The organism is Pengzhenrongella phosphoraccumulans (assembly GCF_045689905.1).
GTDB classification, from domain to species: Bacteria; Actinomycetota; Actinomycetes; order Actinomycetales; family Cellulomonadaceae; genus Pengzhenrongella; species Pengzhenrongella phosphoraccumulans.
Map to the genome: position 1 here is coordinate 880,079 of NZ_CP144210.1, position 18,915 is coordinate 898,993.

Annotated in this window: 12 protein-coding genes and 1 pseudogene; 4 read left to right on the top strand and 9 right to left on the bottom strand. The window is 72.9% G+C overall.

Going from position 1 to position 18,915, the window contains the following annotated elements:
* The first annotated feature begins 12 nt into the window (after nt 1–12).
* Nucleotides 13–1,197 carry an ROK family protein gene (locus tag VTA80_RS04235; protein WP_407344162.1) on the top strand — a complete coding sequence of 395 codons (1,185 nt, stop codon included), beginning with the start codon at nt 13–15 and terminating at the stop codon, nt 1,195–1,197.
* Between the two features lie 12 nt (nt 1,198–1,209).
* On the opposite strand, the gene VTA80_RS04240 is transcribed toward VTA80_RS04235, so the two are convergent.
* The 6 genes and pseudogenes from VTA80_RS04240 to VTA80_RS04265 form a co-directional block, all read right to left on the bottom strand.
* The gene (locus VTA80_RS04240; RefSeq protein WP_407344163.1) at nt 1,210–2,478 is read right to left on the bottom strand and encodes a GNAT family N-acetyltransferase; all 1,269 of its coding nucleotides are present in this window, start codon (nt 2,476–2,478) and stop codon (nt 1,210–1,212) included.
* A 16-nt stretch (nt 2,479–2,494) separates the two neighbouring features.
* Nucleotides 2,495–4,728: pseudogene (gene ligA / locus VTA80_RS04245) on the bottom strand (NAD-dependent DNA ligase LigA).
* A gap of 72 nt (nt 4,729–4,800) precedes the next feature.
* A complete protein-coding gene (locus VTA80_RS04250) occupies nt 4,801–5,835 on the bottom strand; it encodes a hypothetical protein (RefSeq protein WP_407344164.1) in 1,035 nt (344 codons plus the stop codon).
* The gene (locus VTA80_RS04255; protein WP_407344165.1) at nt 5,832–6,617 is read right to left on the bottom strand and encodes a dienelactone hydrolase family protein; all 786 of its coding nucleotides are present in this window, start codon (nt 6,615–6,617) and stop codon (nt 5,832–5,834) included. Before VTA80_RS04255 ends, VTA80_RS04250 begins: the two co-directional genes overlap by 4 nt.
* Nucleotides 6,614–7,747 carry a tRNA 2-thiouridine(34) synthase MnmA gene (gene mnmA / locus VTA80_RS04260; RefSeq protein ID WP_407344166.1) on the bottom strand — a complete coding sequence of 378 codons (1,134 nt, stop codon included), beginning with the start codon at nt 7,745–7,747 and terminating at the stop codon, nt 6,614–6,616. Before mnmA ends, VTA80_RS04255 begins: the two co-directional genes overlap by 4 nt.
* Nucleotides 7,744–8,985: a cysteine desulfurase family protein gene (locus VTA80_RS04265; RefSeq protein WP_407344167.1), complete on the bottom strand. Its 1,242-nt coding sequence runs from the start codon at nt 8,983–8,985 to the stop codon at nt 7,744–7,746. Before VTA80_RS04265 ends, mnmA begins: the two co-directional genes overlap by 4 nt.
* Nucleotides 8,986–9,043: 58 nt before the next feature.
* Here VTA80_RS04265 and VTA80_RS04270 point away from each other — a divergent pair, with 58 nt between their 5' ends.
* The gene (locus VTA80_RS04270; RefSeq protein WP_407344168.1) at nt 9,044–10,045 is read left to right on the top strand and encodes a phosphotransferase family protein; all 1,002 of its coding nucleotides are present in this window, start codon (nt 9,044–9,046) and stop codon (nt 10,043–10,045) included.
* A 22-nt stretch (nt 10,046–10,067) separates the two neighbouring features.
* Here the strand turns inward: VTA80_RS04270 and VTA80_RS04275 are convergent, their stop codons facing one another.
* Together VTA80_RS04275 and VTA80_RS04280 are read right to left on the bottom strand one after the other, a co-directional pair.
* The gene (locus VTA80_RS04275; RefSeq protein WP_407344169.1) at nt 10,068–11,057 is read right to left on the bottom strand and encodes an electron transfer flavoprotein subunit alpha/FixB family protein; all 990 of its coding nucleotides are present in this window, start codon (nt 11,055–11,057) and stop codon (nt 10,068–10,070) included.
* A gap of 62 nt (nt 11,058–11,119) precedes the next feature.
* Nucleotides 11,120–11,923, bottom strand: a complete 804-nt coding sequence (locus tag VTA80_RS04280) for an electron transfer flavoprotein subunit beta/FixA family protein (protein WP_407344170.1) — start codon at nt 11,921–11,923, stop codon at nt 11,120–11,122.
* Nucleotides 11,924–12,154: 231 nt separating this feature from the next.
* Here VTA80_RS04280 and glgX point away from each other — a divergent pair, with 231 nt between their 5' ends.
* Nucleotides 12,155–14,374 carry a glycogen debranching protein GlgX gene (glgX, locus tag VTA80_RS04285; protein WP_407344171.1) on the top strand — a complete coding sequence of 740 codons (2,220 nt, stop codon included), beginning with the start codon at nt 12,155–12,157 and terminating at the stop codon, nt 14,372–14,374.
* A 350-nt stretch (nt 14,375–14,724) separates the two neighbouring features.
* Nucleotides 14,725–16,212: a DUF222 domain-containing protein gene (locus VTA80_RS04290; protein WP_407344172.1), complete on the top strand. Its 1,488-nt coding sequence runs from the start codon at nt 14,725–14,727 to the stop codon at nt 16,210–16,212.
* A gap of 104 nt (nt 16,213–16,316) precedes the next feature.
* On the opposite strand, the gene glgP is transcribed toward VTA80_RS04290, so the two are convergent.
* Nucleotides 16,317–18,893, bottom strand: coding sequence for an alpha-glucan family phosphorylase (gene glgP / locus VTA80_RS04295; RefSeq protein ID WP_407344173.1), 2,577 nt, complete (start codon nt 18,891–18,893; stop codon nt 16,317–16,319).
* Nucleotides 18,894–18,915 lie beyond the last annotated feature (22 nt).

Genomic DNA, 18,915 nt, shown 5'->3' on the forward strand with positions numbered 1-18,915 from the left:
TTCACTAGGCGCATGACCGCGGAACAGCTCAGGGCCGCCCCCCGCCCGACGGGCGCCGGCGAGATGTTCCAGCTCCTGCGCGACGGTCAGCCGCGCACGCGCGCCCACCTGGCGCAGGTCACCGGCCAGGCGCGGTCGACGATCGCCGCGCGGGTCGATCTGCTGCTCGCCTCGGGGTTCGTCGCGCCCGCCGGCGAGGCCAGCTCCACCGGCGGTCGCCCACCCGCGACGTTCGCGTTCAACCCGGCCGCCCGGATCGTGCTCGCCGTCGACCTCGGCGCCACCCACGCGAGCGTCGCGGTGACCGACCTGGCCCAGCACGTGCTGGCGGAGCGGACCGAGCCGATGTCCATCGCCGCCGGACCCGTCGAGGTCCTCGAACGGGTCGCCGCGATGGGGTCCGAGCTCGTGGCCGCCGCGCACCGGTCGCTGTCCGACCTCGTGAGCGTCGGCGTCGGCCTGCCGGGGCCCGTCGCGCACTCGACCGGGCGTCCCATCGACCCACCGATCATGCCCGGCTGGGACGACGCCGACGTGCCGGGCCTGCTGGGCGGCCTGCTCGGGGCCTCGGTCCTGGTCGACAACGACGTGAACCTCATGGCCCTCGGTGAGCACTCGGCGATCTGGCCCGATGTCGACCACCTGCTGTTCGTCAAGGTCGCCACGGGCATCGGCGCGGGCATCATCAGCGACGGCCGGATCCGGCGCGGCGCCCAGGGCGCGGCGGGCGACCTCGGGCACATCGCAGTCCCCGGCGGGCTCGACGTCGCGTGCCGCTGCGGGAACGTGGGCTGCCTCGAGGCGATCGCGAGCGGGGGGGCGATCGCCGAGGCGCTCCGGGCCCTCGGCGCCGACACCGCGACGAGCACCGACGTGGTGGCCCTCGTCCGGGCCGGCGACCTCGCGGCGAGCCGCGCGGTCCGCGAGGCGGGCCGGGACATCGGCCGCGTGCTCGCGACCTGCGTCAGCCTGCTCAACCCGTCCGTGATCGTGGTCGGCGGGATCGTCGCCGAGGCCGGCGAGCACCTGCTCGCCGGGATCCGCGAGGTCGTCTACCGGCGCTCGCTGCCCCTGGCGACGGAGCACCTGCGCATCGTGACGTCTCGCACCAAGGGACGCGCGGGAGTGCTCGGCGCCAGCTGGATGGCCGCGGACCACGTGCTCTCGCCCGCGGCGATGGACGCCCTCCTCGGCTGAGCCCGCTGAACCTCAGTGCTGGCGGTAGTGGTACCGCTCGGCCGGGGTGAACCCCAACGCCTCGTAGAGCGCGATCGCCGTCGCGTTCGACTCCTCGACCTGCAAGAACGCGTGCCGCGCGCCCCTGCCGGCCGCGATCCGCAGGGCGTCCAGCGTGAGCGCGCGCCCGACGCCGTGGCGTCGGGCGTCGGGCGTGACCGTGAGGCAGGACAGGCCGACCCAGTCCTGCTCGGACGCGATCCGGATCACGCCGACCGTCGAGCCTGCCTGTCGCGCACTGAGGAACGCCGCGCGTGCCCCCGTCACGACGGCCAGAGCCAGCGCGCGCTCGACCGGGCGGGTCGCCTTGTCCGCGAGCCACACCGCGAGCCACCCCTCGTCGGGCTCGTCGCCGAGCACGTACGTCACCGGGCCTGGGGCCGGCTCGTCCGGCAGGCCGACGAAGGCGTCCAGGTCGGTGCGGACCAGCACGAGCGTGTGCGCGACGTCGCGATAGCCGCGCTCGGCCAGCATCTCGTCGAGGTCCTCGGGCATGGACTGCGCGCAGACCCGGAAGATCGGTCGCTGGCCGGCCTCGGCATAGACGCGCTCGACCTCGTCGATGCTCGCCGGGACGTCGTCGGGCTCGGCGAGCGCCACCACACTGTTCGCCCGACGCGTGAAGCCGCCGGAGACCCCGACCCACCAACCACCGACGTCGTGCACCTCGCGCGGCGGCCAGACGGCGGTCTCGACGCGGATCCCGGGTCCCGCCGGGACGTCCCACGCGTACACCCGCAGCAGGACGCCCTCGTGGTGCCAGTCGCGCTCGGGACGGGGCGTGAACCCGAGGCGGACGTACAGGCGTTGCGCCGTGGCCATCGCCCCGAGCGTCGACAGGACCACCCGCGCGGACCCGAGCGTGACGGCCTCGAGCATCGCCGCTCGCGTGAGCGCCTCTGCGACGCCCCGGCGACGGGCCTCGGGGGCCACGGCGAGCATCCGCACCTCGACCTCACCCGGTTCCGCGATCTCCGCGTACGAGCTGCCCGCCGGGGCGAGCGTGATCGTGCCGACCACCGCCATGGCCGTCGAACCCGCCGTGACCTTCGAACCCGCCGTGACGGGAACGAGCGCGACGAGCAGGGTCGCCTCGCGGGCCCGTCGCTCGGCGTCGAGGAGCTCGGCGAGGTACTCGTCCTCGTCGTCGATCAGCCGATCCGAGTGGTACGCCTCCGCCGTGAGCGCGCCCGCCGCGGCGATGTCGTCGACGGTCGCGACCCGGATCACCAGATCAGCCATGGCCCCGCTCCTCTCGTCAACCCGGTGGCTCCAAGGCACCCACGGGCAGGTCCAGCTCGTCGTCGAGCGAGCCCGGCCCGTCGTCGAGCGGCACCGGGCCGTCGGCGAGGAGCCGGGTGAAGGCCTCCTCGTCGAGGATCGTCAGCCCGAGCTCGCGCGCCTTGGCCTCTTTGGTGCCCGCGTTCGCGCCGACGACGACGTAGTCGGTCTTCTTCGACACGCTCCCGGCCGCCTTGCCGCCACGGGCGATGATGGCCTCCTTGGCGCCGTCCCGCGAGTAGCCCTCGAGCGACCCGGTGACCACGAGGGTCAGGCCCTCGAGGGTGCGCGGCACCGACTCGTCGCGGACGTCTTCCATCGTCACTCCGGCGGCCGCCCACTTGCGCACGATCTCGGCGTGCCAGCCCGAGGGGTCGTCGGGCTGCTCGAACCAGTCGCGGACCGCCGCCGCGATCGTCGGGCCTACCCCGTCCACGACGGCGAGCGCGCCGGCATCCCCGCTGCGCGCGACCTTCTCGATCGACGCGAGCGAGCCGAACTCCCCCGCCAGCGCGCGGGCCGCCGTCGGCCCGACGTGCCGGATCGAGAGCGCGACGAGCACCCGCCACAGGGCGGTGTCCGTCTTGGCCTTGGCGAGGTTGGCGAGCAGGGACTCCCCCACCGCGTTGAGGTCGCCCGCCTCCCGAACACGGCCCTTGACCTTGGAGTTCGCCGACAGCACGAACAGCGGGACCCGCCGCAACGCCTCGGCGTCCAGCGCGAACAGGTCGCCCTCGTCGGTCACGACGCCGGCGTCGAGCAGCGCCCCGGCCGCCTCCCAGCCGAGCGCCTCGATGTCGAACGCACCGCGCGAGGCGACGTGGAAGAGCCGCTCGCGCAGCTGCGAGGGGCAGGACCGCGAGTTGGGGCAGCGGATGTCGACGTCGCCCTCCTTCGCGGGCGCGAGCGCGGTGCCGCACGACGGGCACAGCGTCGGCATCACGAACGCGCGCTCGGTGCCGTCGCGCAGCTCGGTGACCGGACCGACGATCTCGGGGATCACGTCGCCCGCCTTGCGCAGCACGACGGTGTCGCCGATCAGCACGCCCTTGCGCCTGACCTCGCTCGCGTTGTGCAGCGTCGCCATCTCCACGGTGGAGCCGGCCACGAGCGTCGGCTGCATGACGCCGTACGGCGTGACCCGGCCGGTCCGGCCGACGTTCACGCGGATGTCGAGCAGCTTCGCGTTGACCTCCTCGGGCGGGTACTTGTACGCGATCGCCCACCGCGGCGCCCGGCTCGTCGCGCCCAGGCGGCGCTGCAGCGAGATCTCGTCGACCTTGATCACGATGCCGTCGATCTGGTGCTCGACGTCGTGGCGGTGCTCGCGGTAGTGCTCGATGACGCGCTCCACGCCGGCGAGGTCGTCCACGACCTGGCTGCGGGTCGAGACCGGGATGCCCCAGCCCGCGAGCAGGTCGTACCCCTGAGACTGCCGGTCGATGGCGGTCCCCGGCCCGTCCCAGCGCAGGGCGCCGATCCCGTGCGCGAGCATCCGCAGCGGCCGCGACGCGGTCACGCGTGGGTCCTTCTGCCGCAGCGAGCCCGCCGCGGCGTTGCGGGGGTTGGCGAACGGCGGCTTGCCCGCCTCGAGCTGGGACGCGTTGAGCTCCTCGAAGCCCTCCACGGGGAGGAAGATCTCGCCCCGCACCTCGATCAGCGCCGGATGATCCGTGCCGGCGAGCACCTGCGGCACGCCCTCGATGGTCCGGACGTTGTTGGTCACGTCCTCGCCGGTGCGCCCGTCGCCGCGCGTCGCGGCCCGCACGAGCCGGCCGTTCTCGTACAGCAGCGCGATCGCCAGGCCGTCGATCTTCAGCTCGCACAGGTAGTGCACGACGTCGACCGTGCCGTCCAGGTCGCGGTGCACCCGCTCGGCCCACGCCGCAAGGTCCTCGGCGGAGAACGCGTTGTCGAGCGAGAGCATCCGCTCCACGTGGTCGACCGCGGTGAAGTCCGTCGAGTACGCCCCCCCGACGAGCTGGGTCGGAGACTCGGGGTCTTGAGACCCAGCGCGGGGAACCTGTCCTCGATCGCCGCGAGCCGCCGCAGCAGCAGGTCGTACTCCCCGTCGCTGACGGTCGGCGCGTCTCGCACGTAGTACGCGAACTGGTGGTCCCGGATCTGCTCGGCGAGCGTGGCCCACCGGTGCCGGATGCCCGCCTCGTCGGTCGGGTCGACGTCGGCATCGACGGCGGCGGGGTCGATCATCTGGTCGCTCACGGGTCCATCATCCCGCGAGCCGCCCACGGCTGCGTGGCGAGGCCGCGTCGCGCGCGGACCTCAGCCCTCCTCGGCGCGCTCCGCGATGATCTCCGTCGCCCGGATCACGTCGGCCAGCGCGGTGCGCGCGGCGTCAGGCGTGGGCGCCGTCGACACCGCAGCGGGCAGGACGACGACGTCACGCAGGGCGGCGGCCGGCATCCCGAGCCGCCCCCAGGGGCGCAGCAGCTCAGCGGCCTGCCCGACGACGTCCGGTCCCGACTTCCGCGAGGACGCCCGGTCGGGCAAGGCTGCCGGCAGGGACGCCCAGAGGGCGACGCCCGCCTCGACGGCCTCGCCGATCCGCTCCCATCCGCGATCGTCGAACCCCTCGATCGTCAGACCCAGGCCGTCGGCGCCCGCGGCCACGATCGTCCGCACCGGGATCCAGGACGGACCGCTGTGCACGACGACGCGGCCGGCGCCCGCGGTCCGGGCGGCGTCGGCCACCGTCCGCAGCCGCTCGCTAGCCACCCCGGGCACTACCGCCCGGATCACCGAGTTGCCCGAGAACGTCGCGACCCGCCCCAGCAGTACCTCGGCGAGCCGGGACTCGTCGAGCGCGAGGACCGGTTCGGCACCGGGGACCGCGACCCGGAGCGCGGCGAGGTGCTCGGCGATCCCCACCCCGAGGGACTCGGCCAGCTCCCGGACCGCGCCGGGGTCCGACAGCACGCGGTCGCCCCGCGCGAGGTACAGGCTCGCCGCGAGGGTCAGCGGACCGGTCGTGCTCACCACGACCGGCCCCACGTACCCGTACGCCGCGACCGCGAGCGCGTCGAGGTCCTCGCGCAGGAACGCCGCGGCGCGCGACGAGTCCCGACCCGGCCGGTCCGCGAGCTTCCAGCCGTGCGGGCCCAGCTCGGAGCTCATCTCGGCCAGGAAGACCGTCGCGCGCCCGACCGGCTCGGCGCCGTACCCGCGACCGGGCAGCTGGACGAGAAACGGCAGCCCGCCGACCCCGGTGGGGGTGCTCGTCAGCTCGCCGACGACGGCGGTCTGCGCCTCGAGCACGTCGGACCCGGCCCAGGGACCGAGCCCAGCGACAGCCGTCATCCGGCGAGCCGCGCGTGCAGGAAGCCGATCGTGCGCGCGAGGGCGACCTCGGCCGCGTGCGGGTCGGAGAGGGCGACATCCGCGTTCGCGAACGAGTGCTCGGTGCCGCGGTACAGGAAGTCGTCCACGGTCGCGCCGCCTGCCCGCACCGCGGCGACGAACTCCTCGACGTCGTCGGCCGACTCGAACTCGTCGTGCTGCGCCAGGTGGAGCTGGACCGGGCAGGTGAGCCGGGCGGCGTCGTCGACGTCGCAGGTCGCGTAGTAGACGACGACGGCGTCGAACTCCCCGGCCGCCGCGCTCCGCAGCACCAACGATCCCCCGAGCGAGAAGCCCACGGCACCGACGTGCGAGGCGCCACCGTCGCGGAGCCGCTCGGCGGCGGCCGCGATCTGCTCGAGCGCGTCCGGCCCGTCGAGGGCCTCGGCGAGCACCTCCGCGCGGCCCGGATCGTCCGTCGTCACCTCGTCGTACAGGTCGACCAGCTCGACGTCGAACCCGGCCATCGTGAGCTCGTCGGCGAAGTCGGCGAGGTGCGGCAGCGGGCCGTACCAGTCGTGCACGACGACGACGGCTGGTCCGGACGAGCCCCGAGCAGCTCGGGGGACCGAGGTCTCATCGTCGTCCGCGAGCCCGTCGGAGTCCTCCGTGCCATCGGAGTCCCCCGTGCCATCGGAGTCATCCGCACCATCGGACGCATCCGGGTCGTCCGGCGCGTCCTGGTCGTCCGGCGCGTCGAAGTCGTCCAGCGCGTCCGCAGGTTCCACTGTCCATGCGTTCATCTGTCCTCCGTCGTCGCCGTCATCCGTTCGGTGGCCCCCACCGTCGCCTGCCCGAGCACCCGCGTGCCGTCGTACAGGACGATCGACTGCCCGGGCGCCACCCCGCGAAGCCCGCGGGCGCCCGGCGTCCGGTCGAGCTCGACGCGCACGCGCCCGTCGGGCCCGACCCGCGCCCGCACGGGAACGGCCTCGCCGTGCGCCCGCACCTGCGCCGAGCACTCGACCCACCGACCCGCATCCCACTGACCCGCATCGGCGAGCCACCCCGCGTCGTCGGCCAGGATCGCACCTACCGCGAGCTCGGCGACCGACCCGACCACCACGCGGTTCGACGTCGGCTGCACCTCGAGCACGTAGCGGGGCTTGCCGTCGGGCGCGGGCCGGCCGATCGCCAGCCCCTTGCGCTGCCCGACCGTGTACGCGTAGGCGCCGTCGTGCGCGCCGATCACGCGACCGGCGGAGTCGACGATGTCGCCCGGACGCGCACCGAAACGCTCACGCAGGAAGCCCTGGGTGTCGCCGTCGGCCACGAAGCAGATGTCGTACGAGTCCGGCTTGGCCGAGACCGCCAGGCCGCGGCGCGCGGCCTCGGCCCGGACCTCGTCCTTGGACGCGGCGTCCCCGAGCGGGAACATGGACCGGGCCAGGCGGTCCGGCCCGATGACGGCCAGGACGTACGACTGGTCCTTGGCGAGGTCGGCGGAGCGGTGCAGCTCGCGCGAGCCGTCGGGCCGCAGCTCGATCCGCGCGTAGTGGCCGGTGCACACCGCGTCGAAACCGAGCGCGAGGGCCTTGTCGAGCAGCGCCTCGAACTTGATGTGCTCGTTGCAACGCACGCACGGGTTGGGCGTGCGGCCCGCCTCGTACTCGGCGAAGAAGTCGGCGACCACGGTCTGCTCGAAGCGTTCGGACAGGTCCCACACGTAGTACGGGATCCCGAGCACGTCGGCCGCTCGGCGCGCGTCGCCCGCATCCTCGATCGAGCAGCACCCGCGCGACCCGGTGCGGAACTGCTCCCGGTTGCGCGACAGCGCCATGTGGACGCCGACGACGTCGTGCCCCGCCTCGACCGCACGCGCGGCCGCGACGGCGGAGTCGACCCCGCCCGAGAGCGCGGCGAGGACCTTCATCGCGTGGCCGCCGAGGTCGTGGAGGTCGTGGAGGTCGTGGAGGCGAGTCCCGCCGACCGGGCCCGCTCGACCACCCCGGGGAGCACGGCGACGAGCGCATCGACGTCGGCCGTCGTCGAGGTGCGGCCGAGGCTGAACCGCAACGCCCCGCGGGCGTCGGTCTCGCTCACCCCCATCGCGAGGAGCACGTGGCTCGGCTGAGGGACGCCGGCCTGGCACGCCGAGCCGGTCGAGCACTGCACGCCGGCGGAGTCGAGCAGGTACAGGAGCGAATCACCCTCGCACCCGGGGAAGGTGAAGTGGGCGTTGCCCGGCAGGCGGTTCGCGGGCCCGCGGGCCGCCGCCGACCCGGTGCGCGGCTCGGGTCCGTGCAGCACGGCGCCCGGCACGGCGGACCGCACGCGGGCGATCAGGTCGTCCCGGAGCGCGGTCAGTCGGGCGGCGTGCTCGGGCTGCTCGCGCACCGCAGCATCGACGGCGACCGCGAACGAGCGCGTACCGGGGGTGTCGAGCGTGCCCGACCGGACCCCGCGTTCCTGGCCGCCGCCGTGCAGCACGGGGGTGAGCGCGAGGTCGCGCCGGGCGAGCAGTGCGCCCGTGGCGTGCGGACCGCCGAGCTTGTGCCCACTGACGGTCATCGCGTCGAGGCCGGACGCGGTGAAGTCGACCGGCACCTGGCCGACGGCCTGGACGGCGTCGGCGTGCACGGGGATGCCGTGGCGGTGCGCGAGGGCCACGACCTCGGCGACCGGAGAGATCGTGCCGACCTCGTTGTTCGCCCACATCACGGACACGAACGCGACCTGCTCGCCGGAGGTCTCGAGCTCCGCCGCGAGCGCATCGAGGTCCACGACGCCGTCGCTGTCCACGGGCAGCAGGACGATCTCGGCGCCGGCGTGCCCGGCCATCCAGAACGCGGGGTCGATCACGGCGTGGTGCTCGATGGCGGACACGACGATGCGGCGGCGGGTCGGGTCCTGCGCGCGGCGGCCCCAGAACATGCCCTTCACCGCGAGGTTGTCGGCCTCGGTGCCTCCGGCTGTCAGCACGACCTCGCTGGGGCGCGCACCGAGCGCGGCGGCGAGCTGCTCGCGTGCCTCCTCGACGGTCCGACGCGCCGCCCGACCCGCGGCGTGCAGGGAGGACGCGTTCCCGGTGAGCGCGAGCTCCGCGGTGAGCGCCTCGATGGCGGCGGGCCGCATCGGGGTGGTCGCCGCGTGGTCGAGATAGGCCGTCACAAGGGTTGAGTCTACGAACTTTCGTCACGGGTCCCGGCGACGCTGGCAGGATAGGAACGTGCAAGACCCCCTCATCGCCGTCGAAGCAGCCGGCCAGCCCCCCGTCGCCTTCTCCGGATCCCGGTTGACCTGGCGCGACCTTCCCCGGTCCGTCCGCGCGCGGATCGCTCAGCTGGCGGGCGCGGCGGTGAGCTCCGAGACCAGCGCGACGAGCGGGTTCAGCCCGGGTTTCGCCGCGGTGCTCGAGCTCGGCGACGGGTCGGAGGTCTTCGTCAAGGCCGTCTCTGCCGAGCAGAACCCGCAGTCCCCCGAGCTGGCTCGACGCGAGATCGTGGTCGCGGCCGCGCTGCCGCCCGAGGTAAACGCACCGCGGCTGCTCTGGTCGGATGATGACGGGACGTGGGTCATCCTCTGCTTCGAGGCCGTGCACGGCCGCTCGCCCGAGCAGCCGTGGCGCAACGACGAGCTCGACCGGGTGCTGGCAGCCGTCACGGACCTCGCCACGGTTCGACCCCTCGAACCGAACTCCCTGCGCTCCATCGCGTCGACCCTGGCGGACGACTTCCACGGCTGGCGGACGATCGCTGCCGCGCCCTCGACCGGCCGGGCCCAGGGCGCGGCGGTCTTCGGCCCCCGCGGCGCCTGGGTGCTGGCGCACCTGGACGAGCTCGCCGAGTGGGAGCGGGGCTGGGTGGACGCGGCCGCCGGGACGGGCCTGGTCCACGGTGACCTGCGGGCCGACAACGTGCTGCTGGACAACGACCGGACGTGGCTCGTCGACTGGCCGCACGCCGCGATCGGCGCCCCGTGGCTCGACCTGGCGTTCATGCTCCCGAGCGTGGAGATGCAGGGCGGCGGCCTCGCCGACGACCTGTTCTGGTCCCACCCGGTCGCGGTGGGCGTCGCGCCGCACGCGTTGCGCTCGGTCCTGGCCGCGCTCGCGGGCTACTTCACGCTCTCGTCGCACCAGGCCCCACCCATCGGGGTGCCCAACCTGCGCCGGTTCCAGCACGCGCAGGCGGCCGTCGCGCTCGACTGGCTGCGGCGGCTGCCCGACTGAGCAGCCGAGGCGAGCCGAGCGGTCAGGCCTTGAGGGCCCGGAGCTCGGCGGTGACCTGGGGCAGCACGGTGAACAGGTCGCCCACGATGCCGAAGTCGGCGATCTCGAAGATGGGCGCCTCGGGGTCGGAGTTCACGGCCACGATCACGCCCGCGGACTGCATGCCGCCGCGGTGGTGCACCGCGCCGGAGACCCCGGCGCCGATGTAGAGCCGCGGGGCGACCGTGACGCCCGTCTGGCCGATCTGCGCGGCATGGTCGATCCAGCCTTCGTCGGTCGCCACGCGGGTGGCGCCGACCCCGGCGCCCAGCAGGTCCGCGAGCTCCTCGATGGCGGTGAAGTCACCGTTGGTGCCCCGCCCGCCGGCGATCACGACGTCGGCCTCACCGAGCTCCGGGCGGTTCGACGCCGGGCGCGCGGTGCGCTCGACGACCGTGACGGCGCGCGCGGAGTCGCTCACAGGCAGAGCGACCTCGACGATCTCGGGCGTCGTCGGCGCATCCGCGTCCTGCGCGTGCAGCGAGTTGGGCTTGACCGCGACGACCGCGAGGCCAGTGGTGATCGCGCACCGGGTGTTCCAGGTGCCGGCGAAGACCGACTTCTCCGCGACGACGCGGCCCTCCTCGACGGCCAGGGCCCCGGCATCGACGACGACGCCGGCTCCCGTGGCCGCGCCGACCCGCGCGCCGATCTCCTTGTTCTCGAACGTCGAGGTGAGCAGGACGAGGCTGGCGTGGTGCTCGACGGCGAGCTCGGCGACGACCTGCGCGACGGCCGAGACCGGCGCGAGCGCCACGGCACCCGCCGCTCCCCCGCCGACGCGGTAGACGACGGAGATCCCGGCCAGCCCGATCGCCGGACGCATCCCCTCGAGGTCCTCGCCGAAGAAGATCCCGTGCACGTCCGCGCCGAGCAGCCGTGCGGCGGTCACGAGCTCGGCGACCGGCGGGCGCAACCGGCCGTCGTGGTGGTCGAGCAGCACCAGTGCGGGGCCGGAGAGCGAGGAACTCATCGCAGGAACTCCTTGGAAGCGGGTGGGTCTTCGCCCGGGCGGGCGGGGACGACGGTCAGGACTCAGACAAGCTTGTTGTCGACGAGGTACGCGACGAGCCGGGCAGCCGCGGTGCCGTCGTCGGTCACGAGGATGCGGTTCTCCCGCTCCGGGCGCGCCGCGGCCTCGAGGACGACGGTCCGGGCGCCGGCTGCGCCGACCGTGGCGGGATCGACCCCGAGGTCGGCGAGGGTGAGCACCGCGACCGACTTCTTGCGCGCGGCCATGATGCCCTTGAAGTTGGGGTACCGGGGCTCGTTGGACTGGTCGGTGACGCTCACGAGCGCAGGCAGGTTCGCGGTGAGGATCTCGGAGGCCGTGTCGAGCTCGCGACGCACGCGCACGACGCCTGCGTCGATCGTGACCTCGGTCGCGAGCGTGAGCTGCGGGAGGTCGAGCGCGTACGCGAGCGCCGCCGGGAGCATCGACGTCTGCCCGTCGAGCGCCGCCATCCCGGTCACGACGAGGTCGATGGGCTCCTGCGCGCCGAGGTGCCGGATCGCCGCCGCGAGGACGGTGGCGGTGCCGAAGACGTCCGAGCCGGCGATGGCGTCGTCGAGCACGTGGATTGCGACGTCGGCGCCCATCTGGAGCGCGCGGCGCACGGCGTCCTCGGCGTCGTCGGGCCCGACCGTCAGCGCGAGCACCTCGCCGGTGCCCCCGGCGTCGAAGTGGGCCTCGAGGAGCGTCAGGGCTGCCTCGACGGCGTTCTCGTCCAGCTCGTTCAGCGTGCCGTCACCGCCGTCGCGGACGACCCGACCGTCGGGCCCCAGGCTTCGCTCGGACTGGATGTCCGGCACGTGCTTGACGCACACCACGATTCTCATGTGAGGTGTGATCCCTTCGGTCGCAGCACGGCCACCCACGGGCGTCAGTGCGTCAGGCGTGCCCGACGCGAGCACGCAGGAAGGTTACTCGACGACATTGTGCGACTCCCCGCCAGCACCCAGCCCCCGCGCGATCGGGCGACCCCTGCGTGACGGTTCTCACCCGGTACAGACGTGCGGATCGCGGGGGCGCTCGCCGCGATCGCGCACGGTCTGCGAGAGGATAGACAGATGAGCCGCGCCTTGCACACCCCCGCGGCCCGGCCGGTTCCGCCGCTCGGTGTCCGTCTCGCCTCGGATGGCGTCGACGTGGCCGTGCTGGCGTCGCATGCGACCGGGGTCGACCTGTGCCTGTTCGATGCCGACGCGGCGCAGCCGTCCGGCTGGAGCGAACGGCGCGTGCCGCTGGGTGGGCCGAGTTACGGCATCTGGCACGCGCACGTACCCGGCGTGTTCGCCGGTCAGCGGTACGGGTTCCGCACCTCGGGTGCCTGGGACCCGGTGCGCGGGCTGCGCAACAACCCCGCCAAGCTCCTCGTCGACCCGTACGCCCGCGGCCTGACCGGTGAGCTCGCGTACACCCCCGAGACCTACGGCCACGTCGTGGACGAGAACGGCGTGGGCGACATCTACGGCCCGGCCGATCCCCGCGACTCCGCCACGTTCGTGCCGTTCTCGGTCGTCGTCGACACCGCCTATCACGGCGCGCCGGTCGTGCACCAGGAGATCCCGTGGCGGGACACCGTGGTCTACGAGGCGCACGTCCGCGGCCTGACGATGACGCTGCCGGGCGTCCCGGCCGAGCTCCGCGGCACGTATGCCGGCCTCGCGCACCCGGCGACCGTGAGCCACCTGCTCTCGCTGGGCATCACGACGCTCGAGCTGCTGCCGATCCAGGCGTTCACGTCCGAGCCGCACCTCATCGACAAGAACTTGACCAACTACTGGGGGTACAACACCGCCGGCTTCTTCGCCCCGCACGAGGCCTACGCGACGGCGGCCTCTCGCGCGGGCGGCGCCAGCGCGGTGCTCGCGGAGGTCAAGGGCGCGGTCGAGCTGCTGCACGAGGCCGGGCTCGAGGTCATCCTCGACGTCGTCTACAACCACACGTGCGAGGGCGGCGACGGCGGTCAGCACCTCTCGTGGCGCGGGCTCGACAACACGGTCTACTACCTGCACGACGGCGGCACCCCGGCGCGGTTCGCCGATGTCACCGGCTGCGGCAACTCGCTCGACTTCCGGCGTCCGCGCGTCATCCAGATGACGCTCGACTCGCTGCGGTACTGGGCGGGCGAGGTCGGCGTCGACGGCTTCCGCTTCGACCTCGCGGTCACGCTCGGACGGGGCGAAGGCGGCTTCGACCCCGACCATCCGCTCCTCGTCGCACTGCAGACGGATCCGACGATGCGCGGCCTGAAGTTCATCGCCGAGCCGTGGGACCTGGGCCCCGGCGGTTGGCGGACCGGGGCTTTCCCTGCGCCGATGGCGGAGTGGAACGACCGGTACCGGGACGCGGTGCGCTCGTTCTGGCTCTCCGACCCGGCGCAGGCGGCGCACGGCCGGCCCGGCAACGGCGTGGCCGAGCTCGCGACGCGGCTGGCCGGCTCGGTCGACCTCTTCGGTCACAGCGACCCGCCGCTGATGCGGGGTCCGGGCGCGTCGATCAACTTCGTCACCGCGCACGACGGGTTCACGCTGACCGACCTCGTGTCGTACAGCCACAAGCACAACGCTGCCAACGGCGAGGACGGCCGCGACGGCACGGACGACAACCGGTCGTGGAACCACGAGATCGAGGGCGCCGTCCTGTCTGACTCGGTCGGCTGGGAGATCCTGCCGCTGCGGCAGCGGTCCCTGCGCAACCTCGTGGGAACGCTCCTGCTCTCTGCCGGGACCCCGATGATCAGCGCCGGCGACGAGCTCGGGCGCACCCAGCAGGGCAACAACAACGCCTACTGCCAGGACAACAAGATCTCCTGGCTGAACTGGGACCTGACCGAGTGGCAGCGGAACCTGCTCTCGACCACGCGCTACCTCCTGCTCCTGCGGCGCGAGCACGCGGCGCTGCGCCCCGACACGTTCTTCCGGGGCGCGCGCCCGCAGGCCGGTGGGCGGCCCGACCTCGCCTGGTTCGACTCCACCGGGTCCGTGCTCGGGCACGACCGCTGGCACGATCCGGCGGTGCGCACGCTGCAGATGCTGCGCAGCGTGCCGAGCGGGACGGCCGAGGGGGCGACGTCGGACGTGCTCATCGTCATCAACGGCGCGCTCGACCTGGTCGAGGTCACGCTCGCCGACGAGCACCCCACCCAGTGGGAGCTCGCCTGGGACAGCACCTGGGACGAGCCGGGCGAGCGCGCCGCGGCCGCGATCGGTGGCGGCCTGCACGCGGCCTCGGGCGAGACCGTCGACCTGGAGGCCCTCTCCCTGCGGGTCTACGTGACGCGCTGACCAGTGGTGACCGTGCTCGCTGCACGTGACCGCTCGCTGCAGGTCGCTCACTCGCTGGGGTAAGCCGCTCGCTGCGGGTGACTCGCTCGCTGGGCCGCACCGCGAAGCCCGGATTCGCTGTGCCGAGAAGAAATGGCGGCCGGATTGCCATTGATGGGCCGACCCCAGGCCGCTTTCGCGCATGCCAATCCACAGGCTTAGGCGCGCTTTCTTTGTCCACACCCCCTGCCCGACGACGTCGCGGGGAATGTCAGTGGCCCCGGTTAGTGTGGATTGCATCGGAATGGTGAGTTTCACCGGTTCTGAGGCAGCAGGGGTATTCCTGACACGCAGCGATGTGGGGGTGTGAGATGACCTCTGAAGAGGACGAGCGCGCGTCGTCGCAGCCGCCCGCACCCACCCCGCCGGCCACCCAGCCGCTCTTGCCCACACCTACGCCCGTGCCGACACCCACGCCGTCGCGCTCGTCCGCGCGACTGGCGTCGTTGTCGTTGGCGGATCGGGTGGCGGTGATCCGCGCGCAGGTGGACGCGTTGGCGGACGTGTCTCCGCGGGATCTGGACGGGGCCGGGGCGTTGGAGTTGTTCGACGTGGTGTTTGAGCTGTCGGACCGGTTGCAGGCCATCGCCACCCGTGTGCTGCCCGTGGTGGAGTGCGAGGTGCCGTGGAACGTCAACGGGGCGCGCACGTTCCCGACCTGGCTGGCCCGGCGTGCGCATCTGACCTACGCCCGGGCCAAGCGGATGACGCGCCTGGCCCACGCGTTGCGGGACGAGCTGCCGTTGACTGCCGCCGCGGTGGTCACCGGGGGTGAGGGGCGGGTCAGTGTGGAGCAGGCCGAGATCCTGACCACGGCCGCGGCGACCAGCGACCTGCGCCGTCAGGTGTTGTCCGACCCCGACGCCCCGGTGGGGGAACGGTTCCTGCTGAACCAGGCCGCCCAGGTCAGCGCCGACACGTTGCGCATGCTCGCCCGCCGCTGGGCCGCGGCGGCGGACCCGGAGGCGGACGAGCGCGGGTACACCGGCGCCACCGAACGGGAGTTCTTCGACATCTCCGCCACCACCGGTGGGTGCCACCTGTCCGGCTTCCTCACCACCGAGCACGGCCAAGGGCTGTTGGTCGCCCTGCAGGCCGTGCAGGGCGTGCCGGCCGCTGGGGATGACCGGACCGCGTCGCAGCGTCGGGCGGGTGCGTTGTCGGACCTGGCCCGACTCACGTTGGACCAGGGCCTGACCGGCAAGCACGCCTCAGTACGACCGCACATCTCTGTCCTGGTGGACTACCCGACCCTGATCGCAATGACCACCCGCGCCGGGGTGACCCACCTGCTCGACCCAGCCCTGCATCCCACCGACTGCGACCGGGTGGACCCGGCCCTGCTAATCGACTCCCCACCCGTTGGCGGGCTGCTCAACCCCGCACCGCTGGTCCCGCAGGTGCTTCGCCCGGCGGTGTTCGAGGACGGGCAACCGGTCCCACGCGTCGTACTGGACAAGCTGATGTGCGACGCGGAGATCAGCCGGTTCATGTTCAGCCCGGACTCGCAGCTCATCAATATCGGCCGCGCCAAACGCACCTTCACCGGCCAATTGCGTCGGGCGATCATCGCCCGGGACAAACATTGTCAATACCCGGGTTGCACCGCACCCCCACGCATGTGTGAATGCCACCACTCGATCCAATGGTTCCGTGACCACGGCGACACCGATGCCACCACCGGGGTGCTGCTGTGCTGGCACCACCACGACCACACCCACGACCACGGCATCGAGATCACCTGGACACCTACCGGCTGGCAGTTCACCGACCGCCACGGCGTCGTCATCCGCCGCTGACCCGACGCACCAGCTGAACTCTTGCGCCACTCAACCGAAGCACCGCTCTACCGACGCACGGCCGACCCCGCGCGCCAGAGAGCTGGTGCAGCGGGGCAAGGGTGCTAGGAGGCGTTGGCGACCAGGCCCAGCTCGGCGATCGATGCGAGGCCGGTGTGCTTGGGCACGATGCGGACGGTGTACCCGAACGGACCGGACGAGTTGAGCAGGACGTCGGCCCCGAACGAGAACCGGCCACCCTCGAAGGTCTCGTCGAGATCGAGCGCCTGCGTCCCGAGCGTCAGCAGCTCGTCGGCCTCCGAGACCCGCCCGTGCACGACCTGCACCTCCACGTCGGTCGGCGCGAGCGCACCGAGCGAGACGTAGGCACGCACGTGCAGCCGGTCACCGACCTGCGGGACCTCGCCCACCCCCGACTCGACGTGGTCGACGCGGACCTGCGGCCACTGCCCCCGCACCGTCGCCTTCCAGGCTGCGAGCTCCCGGGCGCCGGTGAAGTCGGGCCCGTCCAGCTCGCGACCCGCGATCGCAGCCGGGGCGTACATGCGCTGGACGTAGTCGGTCACCATGCGGGTCGCCTGGACCTTCGGCCCGAGCGTCGCCAGCGTGTGCCGGATCATCCCGAGCCACGTCACGGGCAGCCCGCGCTCGTCGCGATCGTAGAAGCGGGCCGCGACCTGGTTCTCGATGAGGTCGTACAGCGCGGCGGCCTCGAGCTCGTCCCGACGGTCCGCATCCTCGACGCCATCGGCGGTGGGGATCGCCCAGCCGTTCTCGCCGTCGTACCACTCGTCCCACCAGCCGTCGAGGATGGACAGGTTGAGCCCGCCGTTGAGCGACGACTTCATCCCCGACGTTCCTGAGGCCTCGAGCGGGCGCAACGGGTTGTTCAGCCACACGTCGCACCCCGGGTAGAGCGCCTGGGCCATCGCGATGTCGTAGTTGGGCAGGAACACGATCCGGCCGCGGACGTCGTACGAGTCCGTGAACCGCACGAGCTGTTGGATGAGGCGCTTGCCCTGGTCGTCGGCCGGGTGCGACTTGCCTGCGATGATCAGCTGGATCGGCCGCTTCGGGTTCGTCAGCAACGCCCGCAGACGGTCCGGGTCGCGGAGCATGAGCGTGAGCCGCTTGTACGTGGGCACACGCCGGGCGAACCCGATCGTGAGCACCTCGGCGGACAGCGCGTCGTCGACCCACCCGAGCTCGGCCGGGCTCGCGCCGCGCTGGCGCCAGGACGCCCGCAGGCGGGCACGCGCGTTCAGCACGAGCTGCGAGCGCAGCGTGTGCCGCATCTCCCAGAGCTCTTCGTCCGTGATGCCGTCGGTACGGAGCCAGCCGCTCCCGGTCGCCGACTCCTCCAGCGTGAACCGCTCCGCAGCGAGCTCGATGAGCCGGTGATCGACCCAGGTCGGAGCGTGCACCCCGTTGGTCACCGACGTGATCGGGACCTCGGACTCGTCGAACCCGGGCCACAGCGCCTTGAACATGCCGCGCGACACCTCACCGTGCAGCAGCGACACACCGTTCGCGCGCCCCCCGAACCGCAGGCCCATGATGGCCATGTTGAACAGGGTCGGATCACCGCCGGGGTAGTCCTCGGCGCCGAGCGCGAGCACCTTGGCCACCGGGACGCCCGGCTGGGCGTTGTCCCCACTGAAGTAGCGCGCCACCAGGTCCGACTCGAACCGGTCGATCCCGGCGGGGACCGGGGTGTGGGTGGTGAAGACGGTCGCGGCCCGCACCGCTTCGAGGGCCTCCTCGAAGGTCAGCCCGGCCGAGCTGACGAGCTCGCGGATCCGCTCGACGCCGAGGAACCCCGCGTGCCCCTCGTTGGTGTGGTAGACCTCCGGCTCGAGCGCACCGGTCAGCCGGGACCAGAGCCGCAGCGCGCGCACCCCGCCGACGCCGAGCAGCAGCTCCTGCTGCAGCCGGTGCTCGCCGCCCCCGCCGTACAGGCGATCGGTCACCTTCCGGGCGGCCTCGTCGTTCTCGGGCACGTTCGAGTCGAGCAGGAGCAGCGGCACCCGGCCGACGGCGGCGGTCCACACCCGGGCGTGCAGCGTGCGGCCGCCAGGCAGCCCGACCGACACGATGGACGGCGTGCCGTCCTCCTCGCGCACGAGCATCAGCGGCAGACCGTCCGGGTCGAGGACCGGGTAGGTCTCGACCTGCCAGCCGTCCCGCGTGAGCGACTGCTTGAAGTACCCCGCGCCGTACAGCAGCCCCACCCCGACGATCGGGACACCGAGGTCCGAGGCGCTCTTGAGGTGGTCCCCGGCAAGGATGCCGAGCCCGCCCGAGTACTGGGGCAGGACGGACGTGATCCCGAACTCGGGCGAGAAGTACGCGATCGCGGTCGGCAGCACCGCGCCGGCGGCCGCGGACTCCTGGTACCACCGCGGGTCGACCAGATAGTGCTGCAGATCCTGGGACGCCGAGCGCACCATCGCGACGAAATCGGCGTCGGCCGCGAGCGCCGCGAGCCGCTCCGGGCGGAGCGCGCCGAGCATCGCGACGGGGTCGCCCTTGACCGTGTGCCAGAGGGCGGGGTCGATTGCGGCAAACAGGTCACGCGTCGGCGCGTGCCAGGACCAACGGAGGTTGTGGGCGAGCTCATCGAGATCGTCAAGCGCGACCGGCAGGAGGGTGCGGACAGTGAATCGACGAATTGCTTTCACGTGCCAGACCCTACAAGCGTCG